The organism is Pandoraea sp. 64-18 (assembly GCF_001899225.1).
GTDB classification, from domain to species: Bacteria; Pseudomonadota; Gammaproteobacteria; order Burkholderiales; family Burkholderiaceae; genus Pandoraea; species Pandoraea cepalis.
Map to the genome: position 1 here is coordinate 259,041 of NZ_MKVU01000012.1, position 22,267 is coordinate 281,307.

The 22,267-nt window shown below is 63.8% G+C and carries 19 protein-coding genes; 11 read left to right on the plus strand and 8 right to left on the minus strand.

From position 1 onward, the window contains the following. Nucleotides 1-23: 23 nt before the first annotated feature. Together BGP02_RS09685 and BGP02_RS09690 are read left to right on the plus strand one after the other, a co-directional pair. Nucleotides 24-668 (plus strand): glutathione S-transferase family protein, encoded by a 645-nt coding sequence (locus BGP02_RS09685; protein ID WP_286798403.1) that lies wholly within the window; start codon nt 24-26, stop codon nt 666-668. Further along, the gene (locus BGP02_RS09690) at nt 665-1,915 is read left to right on the plus strand and encodes a multifunctional CCA addition/repair protein (RefSeq protein ID WP_286798404.1); all 1,251 of its coding nucleotides are present in this window, start codon (nt 665-667) and stop codon (nt 1,913-1,915) included. Before BGP02_RS09685 ends, BGP02_RS09690 begins: the two co-directional genes overlap by 4 nt. 59 nt (nt 1,916-1,974) lie before the next feature. On the opposite strand, the gene BGP02_RS09695 is transcribed toward BGP02_RS09690, so the two are convergent. From BGP02_RS09695 to BGP02_RS09705, 3 genes are all read right to left on the minus strand, one after another. Beyond that, complete coding sequence (locus BGP02_RS09695) at nt 1,975-2,868, minus strand: glutamate/aspartate ABC transporter substrate-binding protein (protein WP_026131969.1); 894 nt, start codon at nt 2,866-2,868, stop codon at nt 1,975-1,977. A 293-nt stretch (nt 2,869-3,161) separates the two neighbouring features. Next, entirely contained in the window at nt 3,162-3,356 is a 195-nt protein-coding gene (locus BGP02_RS09700) for a DUF2905 domain-containing protein (RefSeq protein WP_017235747.1), read from the minus strand. A gap of 28 nt (nt 3,357-3,384) precedes the next feature. Beyond that, nucleotides 3,385-4,599, minus strand: coding sequence for a class I SAM-dependent methyltransferase (locus BGP02_RS09705; RefSeq protein ID WP_017235746.1), 1,215 nt, complete (start codon nt 4,597-4,599; stop codon nt 3,385-3,387). 258 nt (nt 4,600-4,857) lie between these two features. Here BGP02_RS09705 and BGP02_RS09710 point away from each other — a divergent pair, with 258 nt between their 5' ends. The 6 genes from BGP02_RS09710 (at nt 4,858) to BGP02_RS09735 (ending at nt 11,677) form a co-directional block, all read left to right on the plus strand. Further along, nucleotides 4,858-5,709 carry an SDR family oxidoreductase gene (locus BGP02_RS09710; RefSeq protein ID WP_017235744.1) on the plus strand — a complete coding sequence of 284 codons (852 nt, stop codon included), beginning with the start codon at nt 4,858-4,860 and terminating at the stop codon, nt 5,707-5,709. 20 nt (nt 5,710-5,729) lie between these two features. Next, a complete protein-coding gene (locus tag BGP02_RS09715; RefSeq protein WP_026132324.1) occupies nt 5,730-6,125 on the plus strand; it encodes a dihydroneopterin aldolase in 396 nt (131 codons plus the stop codon). 13 nt (nt 6,126-6,138) lie between these two features. Beyond that, nucleotides 6,139-7,083, plus strand: a complete 945-nt coding sequence (gene ttcA / locus BGP02_RS09720) for a tRNA 2-thiocytidine(32) synthetase TtcA (protein WP_051060353.1) — start codon at nt 6,139-6,141, stop codon at nt 7,081-7,083. Between the two features lie 111 nt (nt 7,084-7,194). Then, nucleotides 7,195-8,556, plus strand: a complete 1,362-nt coding sequence (gene glmU / locus BGP02_RS09725) for a bifunctional UDP-N-acetylglucosamine diphosphorylase/glucosamine-1-phosphate N-acetyltransferase GlmU (RefSeq protein WP_017235741.1) — start codon at nt 7,195-7,197, stop codon at nt 8,554-8,556. A 118-nt stretch (nt 8,557-8,674) separates the two neighbouring features. Beyond that, the gene (gene glmS, locus BGP02_RS09730; protein WP_150562137.1) at nt 8,675-10,504 is read left to right on the plus strand and encodes a glutamine--fructose-6-phosphate transaminase (isomerizing); all 1,830 of its coding nucleotides are present in this window, start codon (nt 8,675-8,677) and stop codon (nt 10,502-10,504) included. A gap of 213 nt (nt 10,505-10,717) precedes the next feature. Continuing rightward, complete coding sequence (locus tag BGP02_RS09735) at nt 10,718-11,677, plus strand: GlxA family transcriptional regulator (protein WP_286798405.1); 960 nt, start codon at nt 10,718-10,720, stop codon at nt 11,675-11,677. Nucleotides 11,678-11,756: 79 nt separating this feature from the next. Here the strand turns inward: BGP02_RS09735 and BGP02_RS09740 are convergent, their stop codons facing one another. Both BGP02_RS09740 and BGP02_RS09745 read right to left on the minus strand, forming a co-directional pair. Then, nucleotides 11,757-12,083, minus strand: coding sequence for a DMT family transporter (locus BGP02_RS09740; RefSeq protein WP_017235738.1), 327 nt, complete (start codon nt 12,081-12,083; stop codon nt 11,757-11,759). 81 nt (nt 12,084-12,164) lie between these two features. Then, nucleotides 12,165-13,151 carry an SLAC1 anion channel family protein gene (locus BGP02_RS09745; protein WP_083902414.1) on the minus strand — a complete coding sequence of 329 codons (987 nt, stop codon included), beginning with the start codon at nt 13,149-13,151 and terminating at the stop codon, nt 12,165-12,167. Nucleotides 13,152-13,461: 310 nt separating this feature from the next. Between BGP02_RS09745 and BGP02_RS09750 the strand changes: the two genes are divergently transcribed. The 3 genes from BGP02_RS09750 to BGP02_RS09760 all read left to right on the plus strand — a co-directional run bounded on the left by BGP02_RS09750 (nt 13,462) and on the right by BGP02_RS09760 (nt 18,142). Beyond that, nucleotides 13,462-15,492, plus strand: a complete 2,031-nt coding sequence (locus BGP02_RS09750; RefSeq protein WP_286798406.1) for an aconitase family protein — start codon at nt 13,462-13,464, stop codon at nt 15,490-15,492. Between the two features lie 121 nt (nt 15,493-15,613). Continuing rightward, complete coding sequence (locus tag BGP02_RS09755) at nt 15,614-16,732, plus strand: nickel/cobalt efflux protein RcnA (protein WP_017235735.1); 1,119 nt, start codon at nt 15,614-15,616, stop codon at nt 16,730-16,732. A 312-nt stretch (nt 16,733-17,044) separates the two neighbouring features. Beyond that, nucleotides 17,045-18,142, plus strand: coding sequence for a saccharopine dehydrogenase family protein (locus BGP02_RS09760; RefSeq protein WP_286798408.1), 1,098 nt, complete (start codon nt 17,045-17,047; stop codon nt 18,140-18,142). 89 nt (nt 18,143-18,231) lie between these two features. On the opposite strand, the gene BGP02_RS09765 is transcribed toward BGP02_RS09760, so the two are convergent. From BGP02_RS09765 to BGP02_RS09775, 3 genes are all read right to left on the minus strand, one after another. Next, entirely contained in the window at nt 18,232-19,308 is a 1,077-nt protein-coding gene (locus BGP02_RS09765; RefSeq protein WP_017235732.1) for a porin, read from the minus strand. A 99-nt stretch (nt 19,309-19,407) separates the two neighbouring features. Further along, nucleotides 19,408-20,478, minus strand: coding sequence for an ABC transporter ATP-binding protein (locus BGP02_RS09770; protein WP_017235731.1), 1,071 nt, complete (start codon nt 20,476-20,478; stop codon nt 19,408-19,410). Then, nucleotides 20,471-22,234 (minus strand): ABC transporter permease, encoded by a 1,764-nt coding sequence (locus BGP02_RS09775; RefSeq protein WP_286798410.1) that lies wholly within the window; start codon nt 22,232-22,234, stop codon nt 20,471-20,473. Before BGP02_RS09775 ends, BGP02_RS09770 begins: the two co-directional genes overlap by 8 nt. Nucleotides 22,235-22,267 lie beyond the last annotated feature (33 nt).

A 22,267-nucleotide genomic window follows, 5' to 3' on the forward strand; every position in this document is an offset into this window, starting at 1 on the left:
TCATGCGCGCAAGGAACGTCTTCATGCAACTGATCATTGCCAACAAGAGGTACTCGTCGTGGTCGATGCGTCCGTGGGTCGTGCTCAAGCACTTCGGCATCGCCTTCGAAGAATGCAACGTCTGGCTCGCGCAGCCCGACTCGCGTGAACAGATTCTGCGTTATTCGCCCACCGGTAAAGTCCCGTGCCTGATCGACAACGGCATTACCGTCTGGGACTCGTTGGCCATCTGCGAGTACCTGGCAGAGAGCTATCCGCATCTGCCGCTATGGCCGATGTCGCGTGAAGCGCGAGCCCATGCGCGCAGCGTTTGTGCCGAAATGCACAGCGGATTCACCGCCCTGCGCACGCATATGTGGATGAACGTCGGCGTGCATTGGCCGGGGGCAGCCGCGACGGATGAAGTGCTTGCCGATGTCCGTCGTATCGAAGCGATCTGGGAGGATTGCCTCGCGCGCTACGACGGCCCGTTCCTGTTTGGCGACTTCACCATTGCCGATGCGTTCTACGCCCCTGTGGTGATGCGTTTCGCAACGTTCGAGCCGGCGTTGTCGGCGCGCGCGCAGGCGTATGTCGATCGCATTCGCGAATTGGCGGCCGTGCAGGCGTGGGTGGCTGCGGGACGCGGCGAGACGCAGCGTGTGGCTTACTACGAAGCGCGTCCATGAAGATTTACGCGGTTGGCGGCGCGATTCGCGACGCCATGCTGGGTTTGCCGGTCAAGGATCGGGACTACGTGGTGGTGGGTGCGACGCCCGAGGAGATGGTGCGGCAGGGCTTCAAACCGGTGGGCCGCGACTTCCCGGTGTTTCTGCATCCCAAGACGCAGGCCGAGTACGCGCTCGCCCGCACCGAGCGCAAGACGGCGCGCGGCTATCACGGATTTTCGTTCTACTTCGCCCCCGAAGTCACTCTCGAAGAAGACCTCGTGCGACGCGATTTCACCATCAATGCGATGGCGCGCGAGGTCATGCCCGACGGCAGTCTGTCGGATCAACTGGTCGATCCCTATGGCGGCCGGCGCGATCTGGAAGCGAGGCTGTTTCGCCATGTCGGCGAGGCCTTCGCGGAAGATCCCGTGCGGATTCTTCGGTGCGCCCGTTTTGCCGCGCGCTTCACGGATTTTTCGGTGGCCGACGAGACGCTCATGCTCATGCGCGAGATGACGGCCAACGGCGAGGTTGATGCGCTGGTGGCCGAGCGCGTCTGGCAGGAAGTTTCACGCGGGCTGATGGAGCATCGGCCGTCGCGCATGTTCGATGTCTTGCGCGCGTGTGGCGCGATCGATCGCGTTCTGCCCGAGGTGGCCCGGCTATGGGGGGTGCCGCAGCGCGCCGACTTCCATCCCGAAGTGGACACCGGCGTGCATGTGATGATGGTGCTCGACTACGCCGCGACGCAGGGCTATTCGCTGCCGGTACGCTTCGCCGCCCTCACGCACGATCTCGGCAAAGGCACCACGCCTGACGACGTGTTGCCGCGTCACATCGGCCATGAGGGGCGCAGTGTCGACTTGCTCAAGCCGTTGTGCGCGCGTTTGCGCGTGCCGGTCGATTGCCGTGAGCTGGCGCAGGTCGTGGCACGCGAGCATGGCAACATCCACGCAAGTCCGAAGTTTGGCGCGGCGGCGCTCGTGCGTCTGCTTGAGCGGTGCGACGCCCTGCGCAAGCCCGACCGGTTCGTGGAGATACTTCAGGCCTGCGAAGCCGATGCGCGTGGTCGCGGCGGGGATTTCGCCACGGCACCCTATCCGCAACGCGATCGGTTGATGGCGGCGCTTGGCGCGGCGCGCAGCATCGATGCGGGCGCGGTGGCGCGACGGTATGCCGACAATCCTGTGAAGATTCGCGACGCCGTGCAGGCCGCAAGAATCGATGCGGTCGAGGCGGCGGGGCTGGGGGGCGAGGGGAACTGAGTCGCTGGGGGCATGCGAGACGTTCGCGTCTGCGCATGCCCGCGACCTACGAAGGTCGCTTACTCGAACGCCTTGTCGTTCGGATTCGCGTAGAGCTGCTTGAGCTGTTCGCTCATCGCGAAGTTGAAGTTGATCTGCTTCGGCGGCACCGGCGATTCGAACCACTTCTTGTACATCGCGTTGATCTCGCCGCTCTTCATCACGCCGGCGAGCGTGTCGTCGACGAGTTTCTTGAACTCGGTATCGCCGTGTCTCGTCATGAAACCGTAAGCCTCGAACGATTGCGGTGTGCCCGTGACGACCCAGTCGTCGGGGTTGCGGCCCATCGTGCGCGCGCCGGCGAGCAGCACGTCGTCCATCATGAACGCCTGCACGCGACCGCCCTGGAGCATGGTGAAGGATTCCCCATAGTCCTTGCCCGAGATCACGCTCATGTTCATCTTCTTCTCGTTGTTCATCCTGTTCAGGATGCGCTCCGACGTCGTGCCCGCATTGGTCACGACCGGCTTGCCCGCCAGATCCGGGAAGTCCTTGATGCCCGAGTGCTTGTTCACGAGCAACCGCGTGCCCGCGACGAAGAAGGTGTTCGAAAAATCGACCTGCGCCTGACGCGCCTTCAGGTTCGTCGTCACGCCGCACTCAATATCGACGGTGCCGTTCTGCACGAGGGCGATGCGGTTTTGCGAAGTGACGGGGATGAAGCGCACTTGCAGGTCAGGTTTCTTCAGGCGCGTCTTGACCGCATCGACGACCTTGTTGCACAGGTCCTGCGAATAACCGATGACGTTGTGATTGTTGTCGTAGTACGAAAACGGAATCGACGACTCGCGATGCCCAATCGAGATCACGCCGCTGCTCTCGATCTTCTGCAGCGTCGCCGAAGCGGGCTGCGCCAGCGCCGCTCCCGTGGCGACACCCATCGCTACGCCCAACATCATCCCGGTCAATCGCATCTTGATCATGTCCTGCTCCTGAAATGGCCTCACTTTGATTCATGATTGAATCATTTGTTGCATGGTAAATTTTTTGCAACAAATGATCAAATCGTAGTTAACCCTAGCGATGGCTGCCGTCCGGCGCGCCGCTGTGACGGCGACGCACGCGGACATGCGTCGGGCCGGCGATCGGCCGCGAATCGGGGCCGCGGGGGGGACGCGCGGAGCGGGGGCTGGCGGCGCCGGGGGGAACCGCGAGGCGCGTGTGGGGCTGACGGACGTTGCAACAGGTGTTGCGTCGCCGCCGCTGGCTACAGCAGGCGAATCAGCAGATTGAAGACGAGCGAGAGCACGACGGTCGAGGCGAACGGGAACACCATCTCGCGGCCGCGCCAGCGAAGGCGCAGATCCCCGGGCAATCGGCCGATGCCGAGCTTGGTGAGCCACGGCGAGGCCGCCGAGAGGATGCAGATCGCGATGAAGATCGTGAACATCCAGCGAAACATATCGGGGTGGCCTCGCGGTGAAGGGGGGTCAGAGGGCGTGGCTGCGGTCGCCGGTGGCGAAGCCGAGCAGGCCCGCCCACTCGTCCATGCCGCGACCGAACGCGATGACCTTGAAGAGTTCGCCCATCTCGGCTTCCGAGAGCAGCTTCTGCGCGGCGGCGGCCGCCGGCAGGAACACCTTCGGATCGGACGGATCGAGCGCGCTCATCAGCTCGATGATGCCGGCGTTCATCAGGAATCGGGCTTGCGAGGTGAAGCCCAGCAGATCGAGACCGGCTTCGACGCCGGCATCGGCAATCCCTGAAAACTCCACGTGAGCCGTGATGTCCTGCAAGCCGGGGTAATAGAACGGATCGTCGTGCGCGTGGTGGCGGTAGTGGCACATCAGGGTGCCGTCTGCGCGCTGCGGATGATAGTACTCGCGCGCGGGGAAGCCGTAGTCGACGAGCAGCAAGACGCCGCGCGCGAGCAGGGGGGCCACGCTGCGCACGAAAGCCGAGGCGGCTTCGTGGGTCTCCGTCCGATATTCCTGCGTCGGCGGCAGATCGGCCAGCGCGTCGAGGGCCTGCGGCAATGGGCCGGTATGGCGACGGGCTTCCCAGGCGAAACCGTCTTGCGTACGCACTACGCCGCGTTCGAACCAGACCGGCTGCCCGGCGTCGTCCGGGCGGCGTGTCCATAGGCGCACCGGCATGGCGTCGAGCACTTCGTTGCCGAGCATCACGCCGTGGAAGGCGTCGGGCAACCTATCAAGCCACGTGACGCGATCGAGCAGATGTGGCGCGGCGTTGGCGATGGTCTCGCGCTGGCGCGCTCGCAGCTCGCCGGAGAGTTCCATGATCGAGTAGCGCTCGCAGGGCGTGCCTTCGGCGTCGAGCGCGAGCAGCAGGTCGGCCGCAAGACGTCCGGACCCCGCGCCGAATTCCAGCACTTGCGCGTCGCCCGTTTGTTCGAAGATCTCACCGATCTGGCGGGCCAGCGTGCGCGCGAAGAACGGCGTGAGCTCCGGCGCGGTGACGAAGTCACTTCCGTCGGCGGCCAGGCGCCCGAATTTCGCGGCACCGGCAGCGTAATAACCGAGGCCGGGCGCATATAGCGCCAGTTCCATGAAGCGATCGAACGGCAGCCAGCCGCCGGCCGCGTCGATGGCGTCGGCAAGATAGGCCGTGAGGCGGCGCGAGTGTTCGAGCGCGTCTGGCTCGGGAACGGGTAAACTATGGGGTTTCGGTGCGGCCTGATTCATGCGGGCATTGTAGCGGAGACAGTGTCGGCTGGCTGCTTTGGTTGGCATTGACGCGTCTGCGGACGATTTCTGGGTAATTTTTGCCGGTTTTCGTCAATTTTCAGTCGTTTTTTCGCGGTTTTCGCCAGTGTTTGCGATGCATGTCCGTTGCATGGATGCTGCGCGAGGGCGTCGCGCGCGACGGCACCGAGCATTGATTCAAGCCCATCGCCGTCCGAAGTGCATCGACCCAACCGCCCTCTGACAGGAATTCGCCGCATGACCGTTGCATCGACGCCACGCCCTACGTCCGCCGCAGGTGATGCCGCCTGCCCGCCGGCTGTACCGCCGGTGCCGCGTGTTGCGCTCGTGACGGGCGGCGCGCGCCGGATCGGCCGCGCGATCGCGCTGCGCCTCGCCGGTGTGGGGTGGGACATCGCCGTTCACTACGAGCGTTCGCACGACGAGGCGCTCGAGACCGTCGCGGCCATCGAGGCGCTGGGGCGCCGGGCGGTCGCGTTGCAGGCATCGCTCGCGGACGAAGCCGCCACGGCAGGGCTCATCGGCCGGTGTAGCGAGGCGCTGGGCGTGCCCACCTGCCTTGTCAACAATGCCTCGCGCTTCGAGTACGATAGCGCGGGCGATTTCGGCTACCAGGCGCTGGAGCGCCACATGCGCGTGAATGCGGGCGCACCGCTCGTGCTCGCGCGCGAGATGCATGCCGCATTGGGCGAGTCGGGGCGAGGCGTCGTCGTCAATCTGCTGGATCAGAAGCTGGCGAATCCGAACCCTGATTACCTGTCGTACACGTTGTCGAAGGCCGCGCTGGCGGTGGCGACGACGTTGCTTGCCCAGGCGTTCGCGCCCCGCTTGCGCGTGGTCGGCGTGGCACCGGGCGTGACGCTGCTGTCTGTCGACCAGACCCCGACGGGCTTTGCGGCGGCGCATGCGGCCACGCCGTTGGGCGCATCGTCGACGCCGGAGGACATCGCGCAGGCGGTGGCGTATCTGGCCGACGCGCCTGCGGTGACCGGCACCGTGTTGTATGTCGATGGTGGGCAACATCTCGCGAGTTCGTCGCGTGACGTGAAATTTCTGACCGAACCGGCCGATGCCGACCGGTCTCGTTGATTGTCATTAAGGTTTTCAAAATGCATAGCGCTCTTTCTCACCCTCGCCTGATGGACTGCCGCCGCATGTTCCTGCGCGACTATGAAGTGTTCATCAACATCGGCGTGCACGATTACGAGAAGCGTGGCGAGCAGCGCGTGCTGATCAATGTGCAACTGTTCGTGCCGCTCGCCGAGAGCACGCCCTTGGCGGACAAGCTCGACGAAGTGGTCGATTATGACTTCATGCGCGAGACCATTGCCAAACGCGTGGGGCTGGGCCATATCCACCTGCAGGAAACGCTGTGCGACGACGTCGCGAGTGCGCTGCTTGCGCATCCGCGCGTGCGTGCCGTGGGCGTGTCGACCGAGAAACCCGACGTCTATCCCGATTGCCACTCGGTCGGCATCGAAGTGTTCAAGATGAAGGATGCCTGACATGAGTGCCGTCATGCCCGAGACCAGCGCGCCGCTGGTCGCGACCGGAACCGTCGCCCCCGATAGCGTGAAGAAAGCGCAGAAGCTCGCGTTCGAGAACAACAAGCTCGAGAAGCGGCTGTTCCGTCTGACGGGACAGGCCATTGGCGACTACAACATGATCGAGCAGGGCGATCGTGTAATGGTGTGCATGTCCGGCGGCAAGGACAGCTATGCCATGCTCGACATCCTGCTCAAGCTTCGCGAGCGTGCGCCGATCGACTTCTCGATCGTGGCCGTCAACCTCGACCAGAAGCAGCCGGGTTTCCCGGAGCATGTGCTGCCCGACTACTTCCGTTCCATCGGCGTGGATTTCCACATCGAGAACCAGGACACGTACTCGATCGTCAAGCGCGTGGTGCCGGAGGGCAAGACCACGTGCTCGCTGTGCTCGCGCCTGCGTCGCGGCATTCTCTATCGCGTGGCGGGCGAGCTCGGCGCGACCAAGGTTGCGCTGGGCCACCACCGCGACGACATCATCGAGACCGTCTTCCTGAATTTGTTCTACGGTGGCAAGCTCAAGGGCATGCCGCCGAAGCTGCAGTCGGACGACGGCAAGAATGTGGTGATCCGCCCGCTTGCCTACGTGCGCGAATCGGATCTCGAACGCTACGCCGAGTACAAGCAGTTCCCGATCATTCCGTGCACGCTGTGCGGTAGCCAGCCGAACCTGAAGCGTGCCGAGATGAAGTCGCTGATTCGCCTGTGGGAGAAGCAGCATCCCGGGCGCATCAAATCGATTTTCAGTGCGCTGTCGAATGTGGTGCCGTCGCATCTGATGGATACGAACCTTCATGACTTCAAGAATCTGCGTGCGACGGGGCAGCCCGATCCGCTCGGCGATATTGCGTTCGACGAAGCGCCGTGCGGCGACGAGAACGACGCGGGCATCATCCGTATTACGCAATTCGACGACTGATCGCGAGCGACCCCACTCGCTGCATTGAAACCTGACGCAGCCTGCCGGACGAACCGGCGCGGCCGCCCGACCCCGACACACGGATTTCCACTCTCGAATCGTCACGACGCCATGAATATTGTGATTCTCGCCGCCGGCATGGGTAAGCGCATGCGCTCGAAGCTGCCCAAGGTGTTGCAGCCGCTGGCCGGCCGGCCGCTTCTGTCGCACGTGATTGCGACCGCACGCAAGCTCACGCCGGGCAAGCTCATCGTGGTGATAGGTCACGGTGGCGAGGCCGTGCGCGACGCGGTGGCCGGCGACGGTGTGCATTTCGCCGAGCAGGCGCAGCAGCTGGGCACCGGACACGCCGTGCAGCAAGCGGCGTCGCTGCTCGACGAGTCGGTGCCGACGCTGGTGCTTTACGGCGACGTGCCGCTCACGCGCCCCGAGACCTTGCAGGGGCTGCTCGACGCTGCGGGCAGCGAGAAGCTGGGCGTGCTCACCGTCGATCTGGACAACCCGACCGGGTATGGCCGGATCGTGCGCGACGCGGCGGGCAACGTGCTGCGCATCGTCGAACAGAAAGATGCCAACGAGGCTGAACTGGCCATTCGCGAAATCAACACCGGCATCATCGTGGCGCCGACGCGCGCACTCAAGGGCTGGCTGGCCGGTTTGAAGAATCAGAACGCGCAAGGCGAGTACTACCTTACTGACGTGATCGCGTGTGCGGTCGCGGACGGCGTGCCGGTCGTCACCACGCAGCCGGCCTTCGCGTGGGAGCCCAACGGCGTGAACGACAAGGCGCAGCTTGCCGAGCTGGAGCGTGACTACCAGCGCAATGCGGCGGGCGCGCTGCTGGCGGCGGGCGTGACCCTGATCGATCCGGCGCGCTTCGACCTGCGCGGCGAGATCGCGTGCGGCACCGACGTCTCGATCGATGTGAATTGCGTGTTCGAAGGCAGAGTGACGATTGGCGATGGCGCGACCATCGGTCCGAACTGCGTGATTCGCAACAGCACCATCGGCGCGGGCACGCACATCGAGGCGTTCAGTCATCTGGACGGCGCCGTGGTGGGCGCCGACGCGCACGTGGGGCCGTATGCACGTCTGCGACCGGGCGCAGATCTGGCCGACGAAGTGCACATCGGCAACTTCGTGGAAGTGAAGAATGCGTCGCTCGCGAAGGGCTCGAAGGCCAACCATCTGGCCTATGTCGGCGACTCGACGGTGGGCGCGCGGGTCAACATCGGCGCGGGCACCATCACTTGCAATTACGATGGCGCCAACAAGCATCGCACGGTGATCGAGGACGACGTCTTCATCGGCTCGGACACGCAGCTCGTGGCGCCGGTGACGGTGCGGCGCGGCACGACGATTGCTGCCGGCACCACGGTGTGGAAGGATACGCCGGAAGATTCGCTGGTGCTCAACGGCAAGACGCAGGAAGCGAAGACGGGTTACATCCGTCCGCGCAAGCAGAAGCAGTAAAATCGGCGGTTATGGACCGGCGCGCGACACGCACGCAAGCCAAAGCGGGCGCCGGCGAGTCAAAACGGATTGAATCCGATCGAATGCGCCAGGATCTCTGGCACGAAGGGAAGCGAATATGTGCGGCATTGTCGGCGCGGTGGCGCGACGTAATGTAGTACCGGTGTTGGTCGAAGGGCTGCGTCGTCTGGAGTACCGCGGCTACGACTCGTGCGGCGTGGCGGTATTGAAGGATGGTGTGCCGCAGCGTGCGCGCAGCGTATCGCGCGTGGCGGATCTCGATGAGCAACTGGCGCAGACGCACCTGGGCGGCGAGACGGGCATTGCCCACACCCGCTGGGCGACGCATGGCGCGCCGATCACGGACAATGCGCATCCGATCTTCTCGCGCGACGACGTGGCGCTGGTGCACAACGGCATCATCGAAAACCATGAGAGCCTGCGTGACGAGCTGCGCGGCCTTGGCTACGAATTCGTGTCGCAGACCGACACCGAGGTCATCGCGCACCTGGTGCATCACCTGCTGTCGAACGGCGCCGCGGGCGATCTGTATCACGCGGTGCGTCTGGCGACGCGCCGTCTGCACGGCGCTTACGCCATCGCGGTGTTCCGCAAGCAGGAGCCGCACCGCGTGGTGGGCGCGCGCGCGGGGTCGCCGCTGGTCGTGGGCGTGGGTGAGGGCGAGAACTTCCTCGCCTCGGATGCGCTGGCGCTGGCCGGCACGACCGATCAGTTCATCTACCTGGAAGAGGGCGATGTCGTCGAACTCACGCTCGAGGGCGTGACGATCGTGGACCGTAACGATGCGGCCGTCGAGCGCGAAGTGCGCACGGTGCAGGCGTACACGGGCGCGGTGGAGCTGGGGCCGTATCGTCACTACATGCAGAAGGAAATCTTCGAGCAGCCGCGTGCGATCGGCGACACGATGGAGGGCGTGGAAGGCATTTCGCCGACGCTCTTCGGCGAGAAGGCCGAAGCGGTGCTGAGCAGTGTCGACTCGATCCTGATTCTGGCGTGTGGCACGAGCTATTACTCGGGCCTGACGGCCAAGTACTGGCTCGAATCGCTGGCGCAGATTCCGACGCAAGTGGAAGTGGCGAGCGAGTATCGCTATCGCGACAGCGTGCCGAATCCGAAGACGCTGGTGGTGACGATTTCGCAGTCGGGCGAGACGGCCGACACGATGGCGGCGCTGCAACATGCGCAGTCGCTGGGCATGACGAACACGCTGGCGATCTGCAATGTGGGCACGAGTGCGATGGTGCGTCAGACGGCGCTGCACTACCTGACGCGCGCGGGGACCGAGATCGGCGTGGCGTCGACGAAGGCGTTCACCACGCAGTTGACGGCACTGTTCCTGCTGACGCTGACGATCGCGAAGCTGCGCGGGCGGTTGACGGCGGCTCAGGAAGCGGACTATCTGACGCAGTTGCGACACTTGCCGGCGGCGCTACATAGCGTGCTGGCGTTGGAGCCGCAGATCATCGCGTGGGCGGAGGACTTTGCGCGTCGCGAGAATGCGCTGTTCCTCGGGCGCGGGCTGCATTACCCGATCGCGTTGGAAGGCGCGCTCAAGCTCAAGGAAATCTCGTACATTCACGCCGAGGCGTATCCGGCGGGCGAACTCAAACATGGTCCGCTGGCGCTGGTGACGGAAGAGATGCCGGTGGTAACGGTCGCGCCGCGCGATGCGCTGGTCGAGAAGCTGAAGTCGAACATGCAGGAAGTGCGTGCGCGTGGCGGCCAGTTGTATGTTTTCGCCGACGCGGACACGCAGATCGCGAACGCCGACGGCATCCACGTGATTCGCATGCCGGAGCACTACGGCCAGCTGTCGCCGATTCTGCACGTCGTGCCGCTGCAATTGCTCGCGTATCACACCGCCTGCGCACGCGGCACCGATGTCGACAAGCCGCGGAATCTGGCCAAGTCGGTGACGGTGGAGTGAGGCCGGGGGCTGGCGTACAGTCGCCCGGTCCTGACACGCTTCCTCCATGCGGAGGGAGCGTCGTTCCGGGCCAGGTAGTCCTGGCATCAATCCGCCCATAGCGCGGCGCGATGGATTCATCTCGGCCAGAATACGTAAATTCTCGGCCATCGACTGGCAAGCGCGGTTCACGGCAACTACACTGTAATGTCATCGGGACTACAGGTCGCGGCCATGAAAGTTGCAGTGCTCACCTTTCCAAACGTGCAGATGCTCGACCTTGTCGGGCCGGTGGAAGTCTTTCACGAAGCGGCGCGGCAGGCCGGCGCGCCTTCGACCTATCAGTTCGAAATTGTCTCCACGACGTCGGGCGTTTTGCTGGCGTCGAACGGAATGACGATCACCCCCGATACGACGCTGGACACGAGCAGCGCGGATATCGATACGCTGTTGATTGCGGGTAGCCCATCGATGCAACTGCTGGAGGACGATGCAGCGATCCGTCAATGGATATTGCGTTACGCAAAGACGGCGCGTCGTATCGGATCGGTATGTTCGGGTGCTCTCTTGCTTGCGCGCGCAGGCTTGCTCGACGGTCGTAAGGCCACCACACACTGGAACTACACGGCACGCCTGAGCCGCCTTTATCCGAACGTGGATGTTCAGCCGGACCAAATCTTCGTCAGGGACAACGGCATCTACACGTCGGCGGGCGTAACGGCGGGTCTGGACCTCGCATTGGCGCTCGTGGAAGAAGACCTGGGGCGAGCGGTCGCCATGAAGGTCGCGCGTCAGTTCGTCATGTTTCTCAAGCGCCCAGGTGGACAATCTCAGTTCAGCGCGTATCTGACCGCACAGGCGTCGGAGAAGAGCGCCATCCGGGATGTGCAGGAATGGGTGCTTCAGAATCTGTCGCAGTCGCTATCGGTGGAAGCGCTTGCGGAGCGTGCCGGAATGAGTGCGCGAAATTTCGCGCGCATCTTCAAACAGGAATGTGGCACGACCCCCGCATCGTTCGTCGAGGACGCCCGCATCGATGCGGCACGCAGACTGCTCGAGGAAACCCAACACCCCTTGAAGAAAGTAGCGAGTCTGACGGGTTTTGCCGATCCTAATGGACTGCGGCGCGCTTTCCTGCGCAAGCTCAGTGTCTCCCCGGTGGACTATCGGCGACGCTTTCGCATGGCCGCTTAGCGGCACACGACTGACGCGCCGCCCCGCCTCTTGGTGCCGTGCCAGTCGGCACGGCCTACCGATATCGCTTGGCGCGACGCTAAGCAATCGCGCCGGCCGTAATGCGCAAGCCGACGACGCCGGACAGAATGAGTGCGATGCATACCACGCGCGCCACCGACGCCGATTCGCCGAGGAAGATCATGCCGATGACGGCCGTGCCGGCTGCGCCAATCCCTGTCCAAACTGCATAGGCCGTGCCGACCGGAAGCGATCTGAGCGACGTGTTCAACAACCAGATGCTGCCAAGTCCTGTGATGGCGGCATAAACGCTTGGCCAGAGCCGGCTGAACCCCGCCGACCATTTCATCCCGAAGGCGAAAGCAATTTCCAGAAGTCCAGCGACACTGAGCACGATCCAAGACATACCGAATTACCGATGTAGCGTAGGGGCGATAATAATGAAAACGCCCTCCGGGCAGAGGGCGCCATAGCAGAGCCGGCAATTTCAGCCGACCAGAAGTCGATGCGTGAACAAGCGGTGCAACGTGCGCAGGAAGAGCACGAGAATGGCAGCGCTCAGGAAGGCCAAAATAAGGCCGGCCAGCCCCTTGAGCACCCAGGTATCCGAGTAGGCCGCGTACTTGATGGCCGCATTGGACAGCGCGGCGATCGGGAAGCTGATGGCCCACCACGAGGCAGCGAAGGGAATCGACCGGCGGAAGACCTTGAACGAGAGCGAGATGAACAGGAACAGGCCGAAGTAAAAGAGCAGGCCGGCAAACATGTCCACATGGTGGGTGACGTTCACGTACGCCAGGAAGCCCACCTCGAACGGTGCAATCATGATGATCAGCGACGGCACCATGCCGGCCGGCAGCGGTTCATGATGCACCACGCGCGAGAAGATCATCGTGAAGAACACGAGCGCCATCATCGTGCCGATGGCAATCGCGAACATGTTGAGCTCGTGCGCCCACGCCATCGGCATCGTGCCCCCGGCCACGGCGATATCGAGTGTGGCAACGCCGGGAATCAACCAGGCCGGCGCCGCGTGGGCCGGATCCTCCTGGCCGCGGAACAGCCGACCCGCGATAACGAAGGCCAGACCGATCGTCAGAATGGATCCGAGGGTCCAGACGACTTCGCCGAGCACTGCGCTGTAGAAGCCGACGACGGACGAGAGCAGCAGCACAGCAATCGTGATGGTGCCGAAGAAGTTGCCCGCGACGGGATGATTGAATTCCGCTTTGACGACCGCGGGATACCGCGCCCACTTGACGGCGTAACCGATTGCCAGGACCAGGAACGTGAGGATGGCGATGAGGCCAATCCCCTCCGCGATCTCCACATCGGCGCCGAAGAGCTGATGGGCGCCACGCCACGCAAGCGACAGTCCGGAAATACCCATGACTGACGCAAACAAATTGACGGGAAGGTGCTTTACCGAACTACGCGGCTGAACATATTGCGTAGTGGTGGTGGCATGACTCATGATTTCCTCACTGACTTTCGGTCGTGCGCCGGCGCCGCAATGGCAACCCGGCTCGCTGGAGCGAAGCGTCGCTCGCGCCGTGAGGAAATTATGGGATGCGGTGCGCAAGACCGAAAGTGACGTAATGCGGCAATTCCTGCCAACGTTGTGGCAAACATTGCCACCTGCGGGGAAAGGCGCGCCAGCTATGTGTCAGAGGCGCGTCGCGCGCGCAAGCCGGGGCCTTCGCAAATCGGGATGGCGACCTGCATGAATCGGCACTTCAGGATCGCGTGAGCGTTCGGTACATTGCCGGGACCAGGAGCGCTGCATGACCGAACTTCACATTCCAGGCCGCATTCTCTTCCTCGGCGAAGACCCCGACGCGATCGATGCCCAGCTTCAAGGGCGTGCATTGAATCTTGCACAGGCGGGGTCGCTGCGCAACGATGTGTCGACCGACGAGATCACGCCGATTCCGGTGCTGACGTATTACGACGACCGTCTGGGACGCTATCCCTACGTTGGCCTGAAGGCCGGCGAGCGGACACCGATCGGCACGGACAGCGTGAAGCACGGCGGGTTCAGCGTGACCGTGGCTGGCAAACGCTACGGGAAAGGCTCATCGCGCGAGCACAGTCCGGTCGCGGAACGTCGTGCGGGCATCGTCCTGGTCATCGCGGAGAGCTTCGAGCGCATCTATCGACAGAACGCCGACAACGTCGGCTTGTTCACGTCGACGGACTTCGGACTGATTGACCGAATCCAGCGGGGTGAGGCGATCGACATCGAGGAACTGGTGGCGCCGCGTGACACACTCGCTGCCGCGATTCTGAGGCACGGTGGCTTGCTCAAGTACGGTCAGTCACGCATGCGCGACGTTCGTCCTTATGCCATGGCGAATGCGTCGCCCCGGCCGCAGACCCTCGCGGAGAAGATCCTGTTACGTCATCGCGTCGTGACCGACGATGTCGATGGCGGTCTGCAACCGGGCGCCGGCGGCTTCGTGAAGGCGGACTGGCGCTTTATCCACGAGTACTACACGGGCATGTGCATGCACATGCTGCATGCGGCATTCGGACGACCGACCGTGCTCCACGAGCCGCAGTCGATCATCGCCTTCGAAGATCATCTCTCGTATTCGAATCGTAGCCCGGTGCATAGCCAGAACGGGTTGATGACCGGCGTGTACCACTTGTCCAGCGCGCATCGCGACTTCGTCCGCGAGTACGGCATTCGCCATCATGGCTATCTCGGCGACGCCGACGTGGGCCATGGGAAAGGGTCCGAAGGTATCTCGCACGCCGTTATGGCCGAGCGTTACGCATTGCCGGGTCAGGTCGTCGTCGGCACGGACTCCCATACGCCGCATAGCGGTGCGGTGGGTTGCGTGGCGTTCGGCGTGGGAACGACTGACATGGCCAACAGCATGGTCACCGGTGCGGTGCGCTTGACGGCGCCCGAGTCGCTGCGCATCGATCTCGTGGGTCGGATTCCCGCGGGCGTGACGGCAAAGGACATCGTGCTCGAACTGCTCGCGGCGCCCCGCATCAAGGCAGGCGCGGGCGTGGGCAGGATCTTCGAGTTCACGGGAGAGGCGATCAAGCAGTTGTCGACGGACGAGCGTGCTACGTTGACGAACATGACCGCCGAACTGGGCGGATTCACCGGCATCGTTGCGCCAGACGAGGAAACGGTTCGATTCCTGCGCGAACGCCGAGGCGTGACGTTCGTCATCGAAGACTGGATGCACAGTGATGAGGGCGCGGTCTATGCGGACGTCATTCGCATCGATTGCAGCGCGGTCGTCCCGATGGTGGCGCGGCCGGGCGATCCCGGAAACGGCGTGCCGATCACCGATGTCACCGAAGGGCCGATTCGCTTCGATATTGCCTATGGGGGATCCTGCACCGCCGGCAAGCGTGAAGACTTCGACTATTACCATGCGGTCCTGTCATGGGCGGCGGAGCGCGGACTGAAGGTGCCCTCGCATGTGAAGTTGTATCTGCAGTTCGGGACCGTTGCCGTTCGGGACTACTGCGAGCATCGTCGCTACCTGAAAGCGTTCGAGCAGGTGGGGGCGGAATTGTTGCAGCCCGCATGCGGCGCGTGTGCGAACTGTGGCCCGGGGTCGTCGACGCACGCCGAGCAGGTGACGATCAGTGCCATCAATCGGAACTTCCCAGGGCGCTCCGGACCCGGCAAGGTTTGGCTGGCCAGTCCGCCGACGGTCGCCGCGAGCGCCATCGCCGGTGAGTTGGTGTCGTTTGAGGAATTGCAGCGACGGTTCGGTGATCGCTTGCCGGACGCGCAGTCCCCATCGACGTCGCCGAGAGCGCTCCCGTCGTCCCCGTGTGCCTGAGCAATCCCCGCCCCTTGCGAAGGCTTGAGGGGGAGCGACGCGAGAAACGTGTAGAAAAAAGTGGCGCCAATATACTGGGGTGGAGTATATTGGCGCACCCACACTATGCACCTTCTCCGACATGGCCGACTTCGCCAACCTACTTCAGCAGGGTAACGCGTGGCTTTTCATCCCCAGCGCAATCTTGCTCGGGGCGCTCCACGGACTGGAGCCTGGACATTCCAAGACGATGATGGCCGCGTTCATCGTGGCGATTCGCGGCACGATTGGACAAGCGGTGTTGCTCGGCCTGTCCGCGACGGTGTCGCACACGGCGGTCGTTTGGGGCGTGGCGTTAGGCGGCTTGTATCTCGGCCGGAATTGGGACGCGCAAGCGACCGAGCCGTACTTTCAGATCGCCTCGGCGGTGCTGATCGTCGCCGTCGCCTGCTGGATGGTCTGGCGCACCTGGCGCGACCAACATCACCACGACCACCACCACGGTCATGACCACAGCCACGACCACGAACATGATGAGACGCGCGTCATCGATACGGGGCACGGTCTGGTCCGTCTGGCGATCTTCGAGGAGGGCGTGCCTCCGCGCTTTCGTTTATCCCGCCAAGGACATCACGGCCAGGATTGGGCGGCGGAGAACGTACGACTCGAGACCGAGCGTCCGGGAGGTGCCAAGCAGACGTTCACGTTTGTGCCGCGTGACGGGTATCTCGAATCTGTCGAAGAGATTCCGGAGCCTCACGCGTTCACGGCGCGCCTGCTGCTGGAGCATGGCTTCCATCGTCATGGCTACGATGTCGAGTTCACGGAGCACGATCATTCGCATGGCGGCCTGGACGTGGCTTCGGATGACTACCAGGACGCCCACGAGCGGGCGCACGCCGACGATATCAAACGCCGCTTCGCGAATCGGGACGTCACGACCGGGCAGATCGTGATGTTCGGTCTGACGGGTGGACTGGTGCCATGCCCGGCGTCGATTACGGTGCTGCTGCTTTGCCTTCAACTCAAAAAGTTCGCCCTGGGGGCGGGACTGGTGCTGTGCTTCAGCATTGGACTGGCGCTCACCATGGTGGCCTCCGGCACGCTCGCCGCGCTTAGCGTCAAACACGTGTCCAGACGGTGGAGCGGCTTCGGCGAGTTCGCACGCAAGGCGCCCTATTTCTCCAGCGCCCTGATCGTAATGGTCGGCTTGTATGTGGGCTACCAGGGGTATCTCGGCTTGGCGACAGCGACTCACTGACACACCGTGTATCGGCGATCGGCGGACACCGTGCCCGCCCGAATCCCCTTCTTCCCCATTCCTCCGAGCAGCACATTGCGCGAATGCCGAGCCGGTCGACGTTTCTTATGGCCGCGGCCCACAGCATCGTAGTTCGTCATGATGTTCGTCATTTCGGCAGTTAAATCATGAATTTCGACGAAATGACGCTACATTTCATCCGGCACTCTCCCTAGAATGGATGTGGCGGTGCTTGCACAAACGTCGAAGCCGTCGATTCGGCGCGATGCTGGCCAGCCCTGCCGTTCGACGTTTCCATTCGAGGGGAAGACCATGAAGAAGATCGCCTTGCTTGGCGCGGGACACATCGGCCAGACCATTGCGCGCTTGTTGCACGATAGCGGCGACTACCGGGTCACGGTTTTCGACCGCAACGCGCAGGCGGCTGCCGTGGTGCGCAACCATGCCCACACGTTCGTCGAACTGACGGGATGCGATACCGGCTCGCTGCAACGGGCCATCTCGGGCCATGATGCCGTCGTCAATGCGCTGCCCTACACAATGGCCACGAGCGCCGCTACGGCCGCCGTCGCAGCAGGGTGCCACTACTTCGATCTGACCGAGGACGTGGCCGCGACGCACGCGGTCCAGCAATTGGCCGAGGGCGCGTCGACCGTGCTGATGCCGCAATGCGGCCTGGCCCCCGGATTCATCGCCATCGCGGCCCATCATCTCGCGGCCACCTTCGAACAGGTCGACTCCGTGAAGATGCGTGTCGGGGCGTTACCGGCATTTCCTACCAACTCGCTCAAGTACAACCTGACGTGGAGCGTCGACGGGCTCATCAACGAGTACTGCCAGCCGTGCGAAGCGATTCGCGACGGGGTCAGACTGAGCGTTCAGCCGCTGGAGGATCTGGAGCACTTTTCGCTGGATGGCGTGGAGTACGAAGCGTTCAACACGTCGGGCGGATTGGGCACGCTATGCGAGACGCTCAGCGGACGCGTGCGCGATCTCGATTACAAGTCCGTGCGCTATCCGGGCCACGGCGCGTTGATGAAGGTACTGCTCAACGAACTGCGCCTCAAGGACGATCAGGAAACGATCAAGACGATCCTCAAGCGTGCGGTGCCCAGCACCCTGCAGGACGTGGTGCTGATCTTCGTGGTCGTGAGCGGCCTTCGCCGCGGCGTGCTGACGCAGGAAGTCTTCGCGCGGAAAATCTTCGCCGAGCGCAACAACGGCCACAGCGCCAGCGCGATCCAGATCACGACGGCGTCGGCCATCTGCGCGGCGGTCGATATGTTCTTCGGCGGGCAGTTGCCTCAGCGCGGTTTCGTGCGTCAGGAACAGATTGCCCTGGCAAATTTCCTGGCGAACCGGTTCGGCCAGGTCTACGCACACTCGACGCATATCGAATCCCTCTCCTGACGCCAGAGAGGGATCGCCTCAAAAAAAGCACGACGACCCGGCAAGCGGCTTACCCACCACTGGCGCCGGGCCGTCGTCGAGGAAAAGCGTTAGAAGCGATGCTGGATGCCGGCCGTGACGCCGACCTGCGTGTCGGCCGCACCGGTCAGGTCACGCGACAGGCTCACGTTCTGACCATGTTTGGCGAACGCGTAACCGCCAGACAGGTACAGCGCCGTGCGCTTGGACATCGCGTACTGCGCGCGCAGCGAGATCAGCGTCGGATCTGCGTCGCTCGCGTCCTTGATGTTCTGATGATAGATCGCGCCGTACAACGTGAATGCCGGCGTGAAGTCATAGGACCCGCCCAGCCAGTACATGTCGCTGCGCAGCGACGCAGTGCCCGCCGTCACAAACGTCTTCTTGTAGTTCCGGTAGCCCGCCATCACTTTCGCATGGCCAAAGCGATAGCTCGCCCCGGCATGAATTCCCTGGATGTAGTCGGTCGTGTCGGCCGGCGCGACGCTGCTGCCCGCGCCGTTCTGCCGGTCGTACGTGGCGACGAGCGCAAGCGGGCCGTTCTCGTAGCCGACAGCGAAGTCGTACTTCGATGAGGTCTTCGTACTGCCTGCCACATTGCCGAAGCCATACAACGCGCCGAGCTTGAACCCGTTGAACTCACCGTCGTAACGCACGGCGTTGGCCGAGCGTGAGAACAGTCCATCCTTGCGTGCGCCGGTGGCCGTGGCGCTGGTCGCCCACGAGTAGTTCGGCGCGTAGCCCATCGGATCGAACTGAAGCATGTAGTCGTACGTCGTCGTGAATGTACGACCGAGCGTGACCTGGCCCCATTGTTTGTGCTTGAGCCCAACCACCGCACGACGATCGAAGATCGCGCCGGGGCCGTCGTCGAACTGGCCGTTGACGATGCTGATGCCGCTCTCGAGCTGGAAGATGGCCTTGAGGTCGCCGCCAAGGTCTTCGCTGCCCTTGAAACCGAAGCGCGACGTATTCTTGCCGCCGGAAACGGCGCGTGCCGCGCCACCGGCGTCGCTGGCGTGATTCACATATTCCACCCCGGCGTCCATGATCCCGTAGATCGTCACGTTCGATGCCGCGTGCGTCAGGCCGGCATTGAGCATGCCGACAGCGCTCAATGCGGCCAGACCGATACTGCTTATTTTCATGGGTGTCTCCTCTCTTCTGTTTCTCGTGGTGTTGCGCGGGAGAGCGCCCGCGCGTCGCGTGAAAAGCAGGGGGCGCGCTGACGCGGCGGCGCGCCCGTGTCAGGCTTGCGCCTGCGCGAAGGCCCAACAATCGTTCGCCGGAAATTCCACCCAGTGATGGCCTGGCTCGCGTGCCATCTGGCCGAACGCCCGGAAGCGCAGCGATCCGCAATGGAACAGGTACTCCCAGCGGTCGCCGAGATACATCGACGTGACGAGCTGTGCGCTCATGCGGTTTTGGCCCGGGCCGTCGGCCACCTGCACGCGCTCCAGGCGAATGACAGCCTGCGCGTCCTGTCCCGGTGCGAGCGTGTCGCGCGCCCGGGCTTGCAGGGCGAAGCCATCGCCCGCGAGCGTGACGAGATCGCCGTCGACGGCGCTCACCGTCGCATCGATCCGGTTGTTGCTGCCCATGAATTCGGCCGTGTACAGCGAGCGCGGCGCGCCGTAGAGTTCGGCGGGCGAGCCTTCCTGCTCGATGCGTCCGTTGCGCAGCAGCAGGATCCGATCCGACATCGCCATGGCCTCTGTCTGATCGTGCGTAACGCACAGCGCCGACAAGCCGAGCGAGACGATCAGCTCGCGCAGCCACGCACGCGCTTCTTCGCGCAACTTGGCGTCGAGGTTCGAGAGCGGTTCGTCGAGCAGAATGACGGGCGGGTTGTAGACCAGCGCACGCGCAATGGCCACGCGCTGCTGCTGTCCGCCCGAGAGCTGGAACGGAAAGCGCGCCGCCAGATGACCGAGGCCAAGCTGGTCGAGTGCGTTCTGCACGCGCTCGCGCCGCTCCGCCGCACCGACCTTACGCAGCTTCAGACCATAGCCAACGTTGTCCGCGACGGTGCGATGCGGCCACAGCGCGTACGACTGGAACACCAGGCCGAGCGAGCGTTGCTCGACAGGGCAGTCGATGCCCTGTGCGCCGTCGAAGAAGACCTGATCGTCGAGCGCGATGCGGCCTTGCGACGGCTGTTCGAGCCCCGCCACCGCGCGCAGCAACGTGGTCTTGCCGCTACCCGACGCGCCGAGCAGACACACGACTTCACCCGCTTTGAGTTCGAACGACACGCCCTTGAGGATCGGGTTGGCGCCGTAGCTCAGAAAGAGGTTGTCAACGATGAGCTTATCCATGCAATTTGACTCCGAAGCGCAACGCCACGCCCAGACCGGCGCCGACCATCGCAATGTTGATGACAGAGAGCGCGGCGACCTGATCGACCGCGCCGGTCGCCCACAGCGACACGAGCAGCGAGCCGATGACTTCCGTGCCAGGCGAGAGCAAATAGACGGCGGTCGAATACTCGCGCTCGAAGATCATGAAGATGAGCAGCCACGCGGCGAGCAGACCGAAGCGCACGAGCGGCAGGGTGACGTCGAGGCTCACGCGGCTGCGCGTGGCGCCGACACTTCGTCCGGCCTCTTCCAGCTCCGGGCCGACCTGGAGCAGCGCGCTCTGGATGAGGCGCATGCCGTACGCGAGCCACACGACCGTATAGGCTACCCAGATGCTCCACATCGAATTCTTGAGTTCGCGCAGTCCGGGCACGAACAGAAAGATCCACAGGAAGGCCAGACCGGCGAGCAGGCCAGGCACGGCGCGAGGCAGCAGCACGAGATAGTCGAGCAGCTTCGTGGCCCAGTCGTTGCGCCGGTGGCCGGCGAATGCCACGAGCGAGTAGAAGCCCACCGCGATGGCGCCGCCGATCACGCCGATGCCCAGCGTGTTGAGAATGGCGCGCACGAGATTGTCTTGCTCGAAGAGCTCGGTGAAGTTTGCGAGCGTGAGCACGTCGCTCAGGACCACGCCTTCACCCCAATGCGTGACGAACGAGCGCAGCACGATGCCCGAGATCGGCACGAAGACCGTCACCAGCAGCCAGGCACCGACGATCGCCAGCGCGACCCAACGCCACACGCCCAGCGGCAGCGCGGTCTGACGCCCCGCCTTGCCCTTGACGGTCACGTACTTGTTCGCGCGCTTGAGCAGGCGACGTTGCAGCAGCACGAGCGGAAAGGTGATCGCGACGATGCACATCGCCACCGCCGCCATCAGGTGATATGACGGCACACCGAGCTTGTTGGTGAGCTTGTACAGGTATGTCGCCAGCACGAGGTGACCTTCAGGATCGCCCAGGACGAGCGGCAGACCGAAGACCTCGAAGCCGAGGAAGAACACGAGCACGCCAGCGAAGAGCAGGGCGGGCAGGGTCATCGGCAGGCTGACGTCGAGCGCCACCCGGAACGGGCGTGCACCTGCCACGCGGGCCGCCTCTTCCACGTCGGAGCCGAGATTGCGGAGTGCGGCCGACGAATAGAGGTAGACGTGCGGCACATGCGTGAGGCCGACGATCACGGTGATCGCGAAGATCGAGTAGATCGACCAGGGCGCGTCGAGACCGGTGAGTTCGCGGAACCACACGGCGTAGAAGCCGACGGGGCCGGCGGCCACGACGTAGCCGAAGGCGAGCACCATCGGCGAGACGAACACCGGCGTGAGCAGCAGCGGTTCGAGCCAGCGACGCCCCGGCAAATCGGTGCGCACCATGAGGAAGGCGAGAATGCCGCCGAGCGGGATCGAAATGAACAGCATCCCGAACGCGATGGTGAACGAGTTCTTCACCGCCGACCAGAAGTCGGGGTCGGCAAAGACGAAGCGATAGCCGTCGATACCGAACGTGCGGTTGGCATCGAAGAACGGGGCCGAGAGCAGGCTCTGCACGACGATGAACGACAGCGGCAGCATCACGGCAACGGTGAGCACGGCGATGACCAGCCAGCGCGACGTGGCCGCGAGTGCACGCCAGGGTGTAGTGCCGTGAGGTGTCGCCCCGGCAGGGGGACGACCGGCGGGCACCGCAGAGCGGTCAGCGGTAGAAGATGACAGCATGAGGGTCTCCCTGCACCCCGCGGGGCGCATATC

Bases quoted from the DNA above. Each gene is read 5' to 3' on its own strand.
- BGP02_RS09685 (WP_286798403.1), top strand. From the start codon at position 24: ATGCAACTGATCATTGCCAACAAGAGGTACTCGTCGTGGTCGATGCGT.
- BGP02_RS09690 (WP_286798404.1), top strand. From the start codon at position 665: ATGAAGATTTACGCGGTTGGCGGCGCGATTCGCGACGCCATGCTGGGT.
- BGP02_RS09695 (WP_026131969.1), bottom strand. From the start codon at position 2,868: ATGCGATTGACCGGGATGATGTTGGGCGTAGCGATGGGTGTCGCCACG.
- BGP02_RS09700 (WP_017235747.1), bottom strand. From the start codon at position 3,356: ATGTTTCGCTGGATGTTCACGATCTTCATCGCGATCTGCATCCTCTCG.
- BGP02_RS09705 (WP_017235746.1), bottom strand. From the start codon at position 4,599: ATGAATCAGGCCGCACCGAAACCCCATAGTTTACCCGTTCCCGAGCCA.
- BGP02_RS09710 (WP_017235744.1), top strand. From the start codon at position 4,858: ATGACCGTTGCATCGACGCCACGCCCTACGTCCGCCGCAGGTGATGCC.
- BGP02_RS09715 (WP_026132324.1), top strand. From the start codon at position 5,730: ATGCATAGCGCTCTTTCTCACCCTCGCCTGATGGACTGCCGCCGCATG.
- ttcA (WP_051060353.1), top strand. From the start codon at position 6,139: ATGCCCGAGACCAGCGCGCCGCTGGTCGCGACCGGAACCGTCGCCCCC.
- glmU (WP_017235741.1), top strand. From the start codon at position 7,195: ATGAATATTGTGATTCTCGCCGCCGGCATGGGTAAGCGCATGCGCTCG.
- glmS (WP_150562137.1), top strand. From the start codon at position 8,675: ATGTGCGGCATTGTCGGCGCGGTGGCGCGACGTAATGTAGTACCGGTG.
- BGP02_RS09735 (WP_286798405.1), top strand. From the start codon at position 10,718: ATGAAAGTTGCAGTGCTCACCTTTCCAAACGTGCAGATGCTCGACCTT.
- BGP02_RS09740 (WP_017235738.1), bottom strand. From the start codon at position 12,083: ATGTCTTGGATCGTGCTCAGTGTCGCTGGACTTCTGGAAATTGCTTTC.
- BGP02_RS09745 (WP_083902414.1), bottom strand. From the start codon at position 13,151: ATGAGTCATGCCACCACCACTACGCAATATGTTCAGCCGCGTAGTTCG.
- BGP02_RS09750 (WP_286798406.1), top strand. From the start codon at position 13,462: ATGACCGAACTTCACATTCCAGGCCGCATTCTCTTCCTCGGCGAAGAC.
- BGP02_RS09755 (WP_017235735.1), top strand. From the start codon at position 15,614: ATGGCCGACTTCGCCAACCTACTTCAGCAGGGTAACGCGTGGCTTTTC.
- BGP02_RS09760 (WP_286798408.1), top strand. From the start codon at position 17,045: ATGAAGAAGATCGCCTTGCTTGGCGCGGGACACATCGGCCAGACCATT.
- BGP02_RS09765 (WP_017235732.1), bottom strand. From the start codon at position 19,308: ATGAAAATAAGCAGTATCGGTCTGGCCGCATTGAGCGCTGTCGGCATG.
- BGP02_RS09770 (WP_017235731.1), bottom strand. From the start codon at position 20,478: ATGGATAAGCTCATCGTTGACAACCTCTTTCTGAGCTACGGCGCCAAC.
- BGP02_RS09775 (WP_286798410.1), bottom strand. From the start codon at position 22,234: ATGCTGTCATCTTCTACCGCTGACCGCTCTGCGGTGCCCGCCGGTCGT.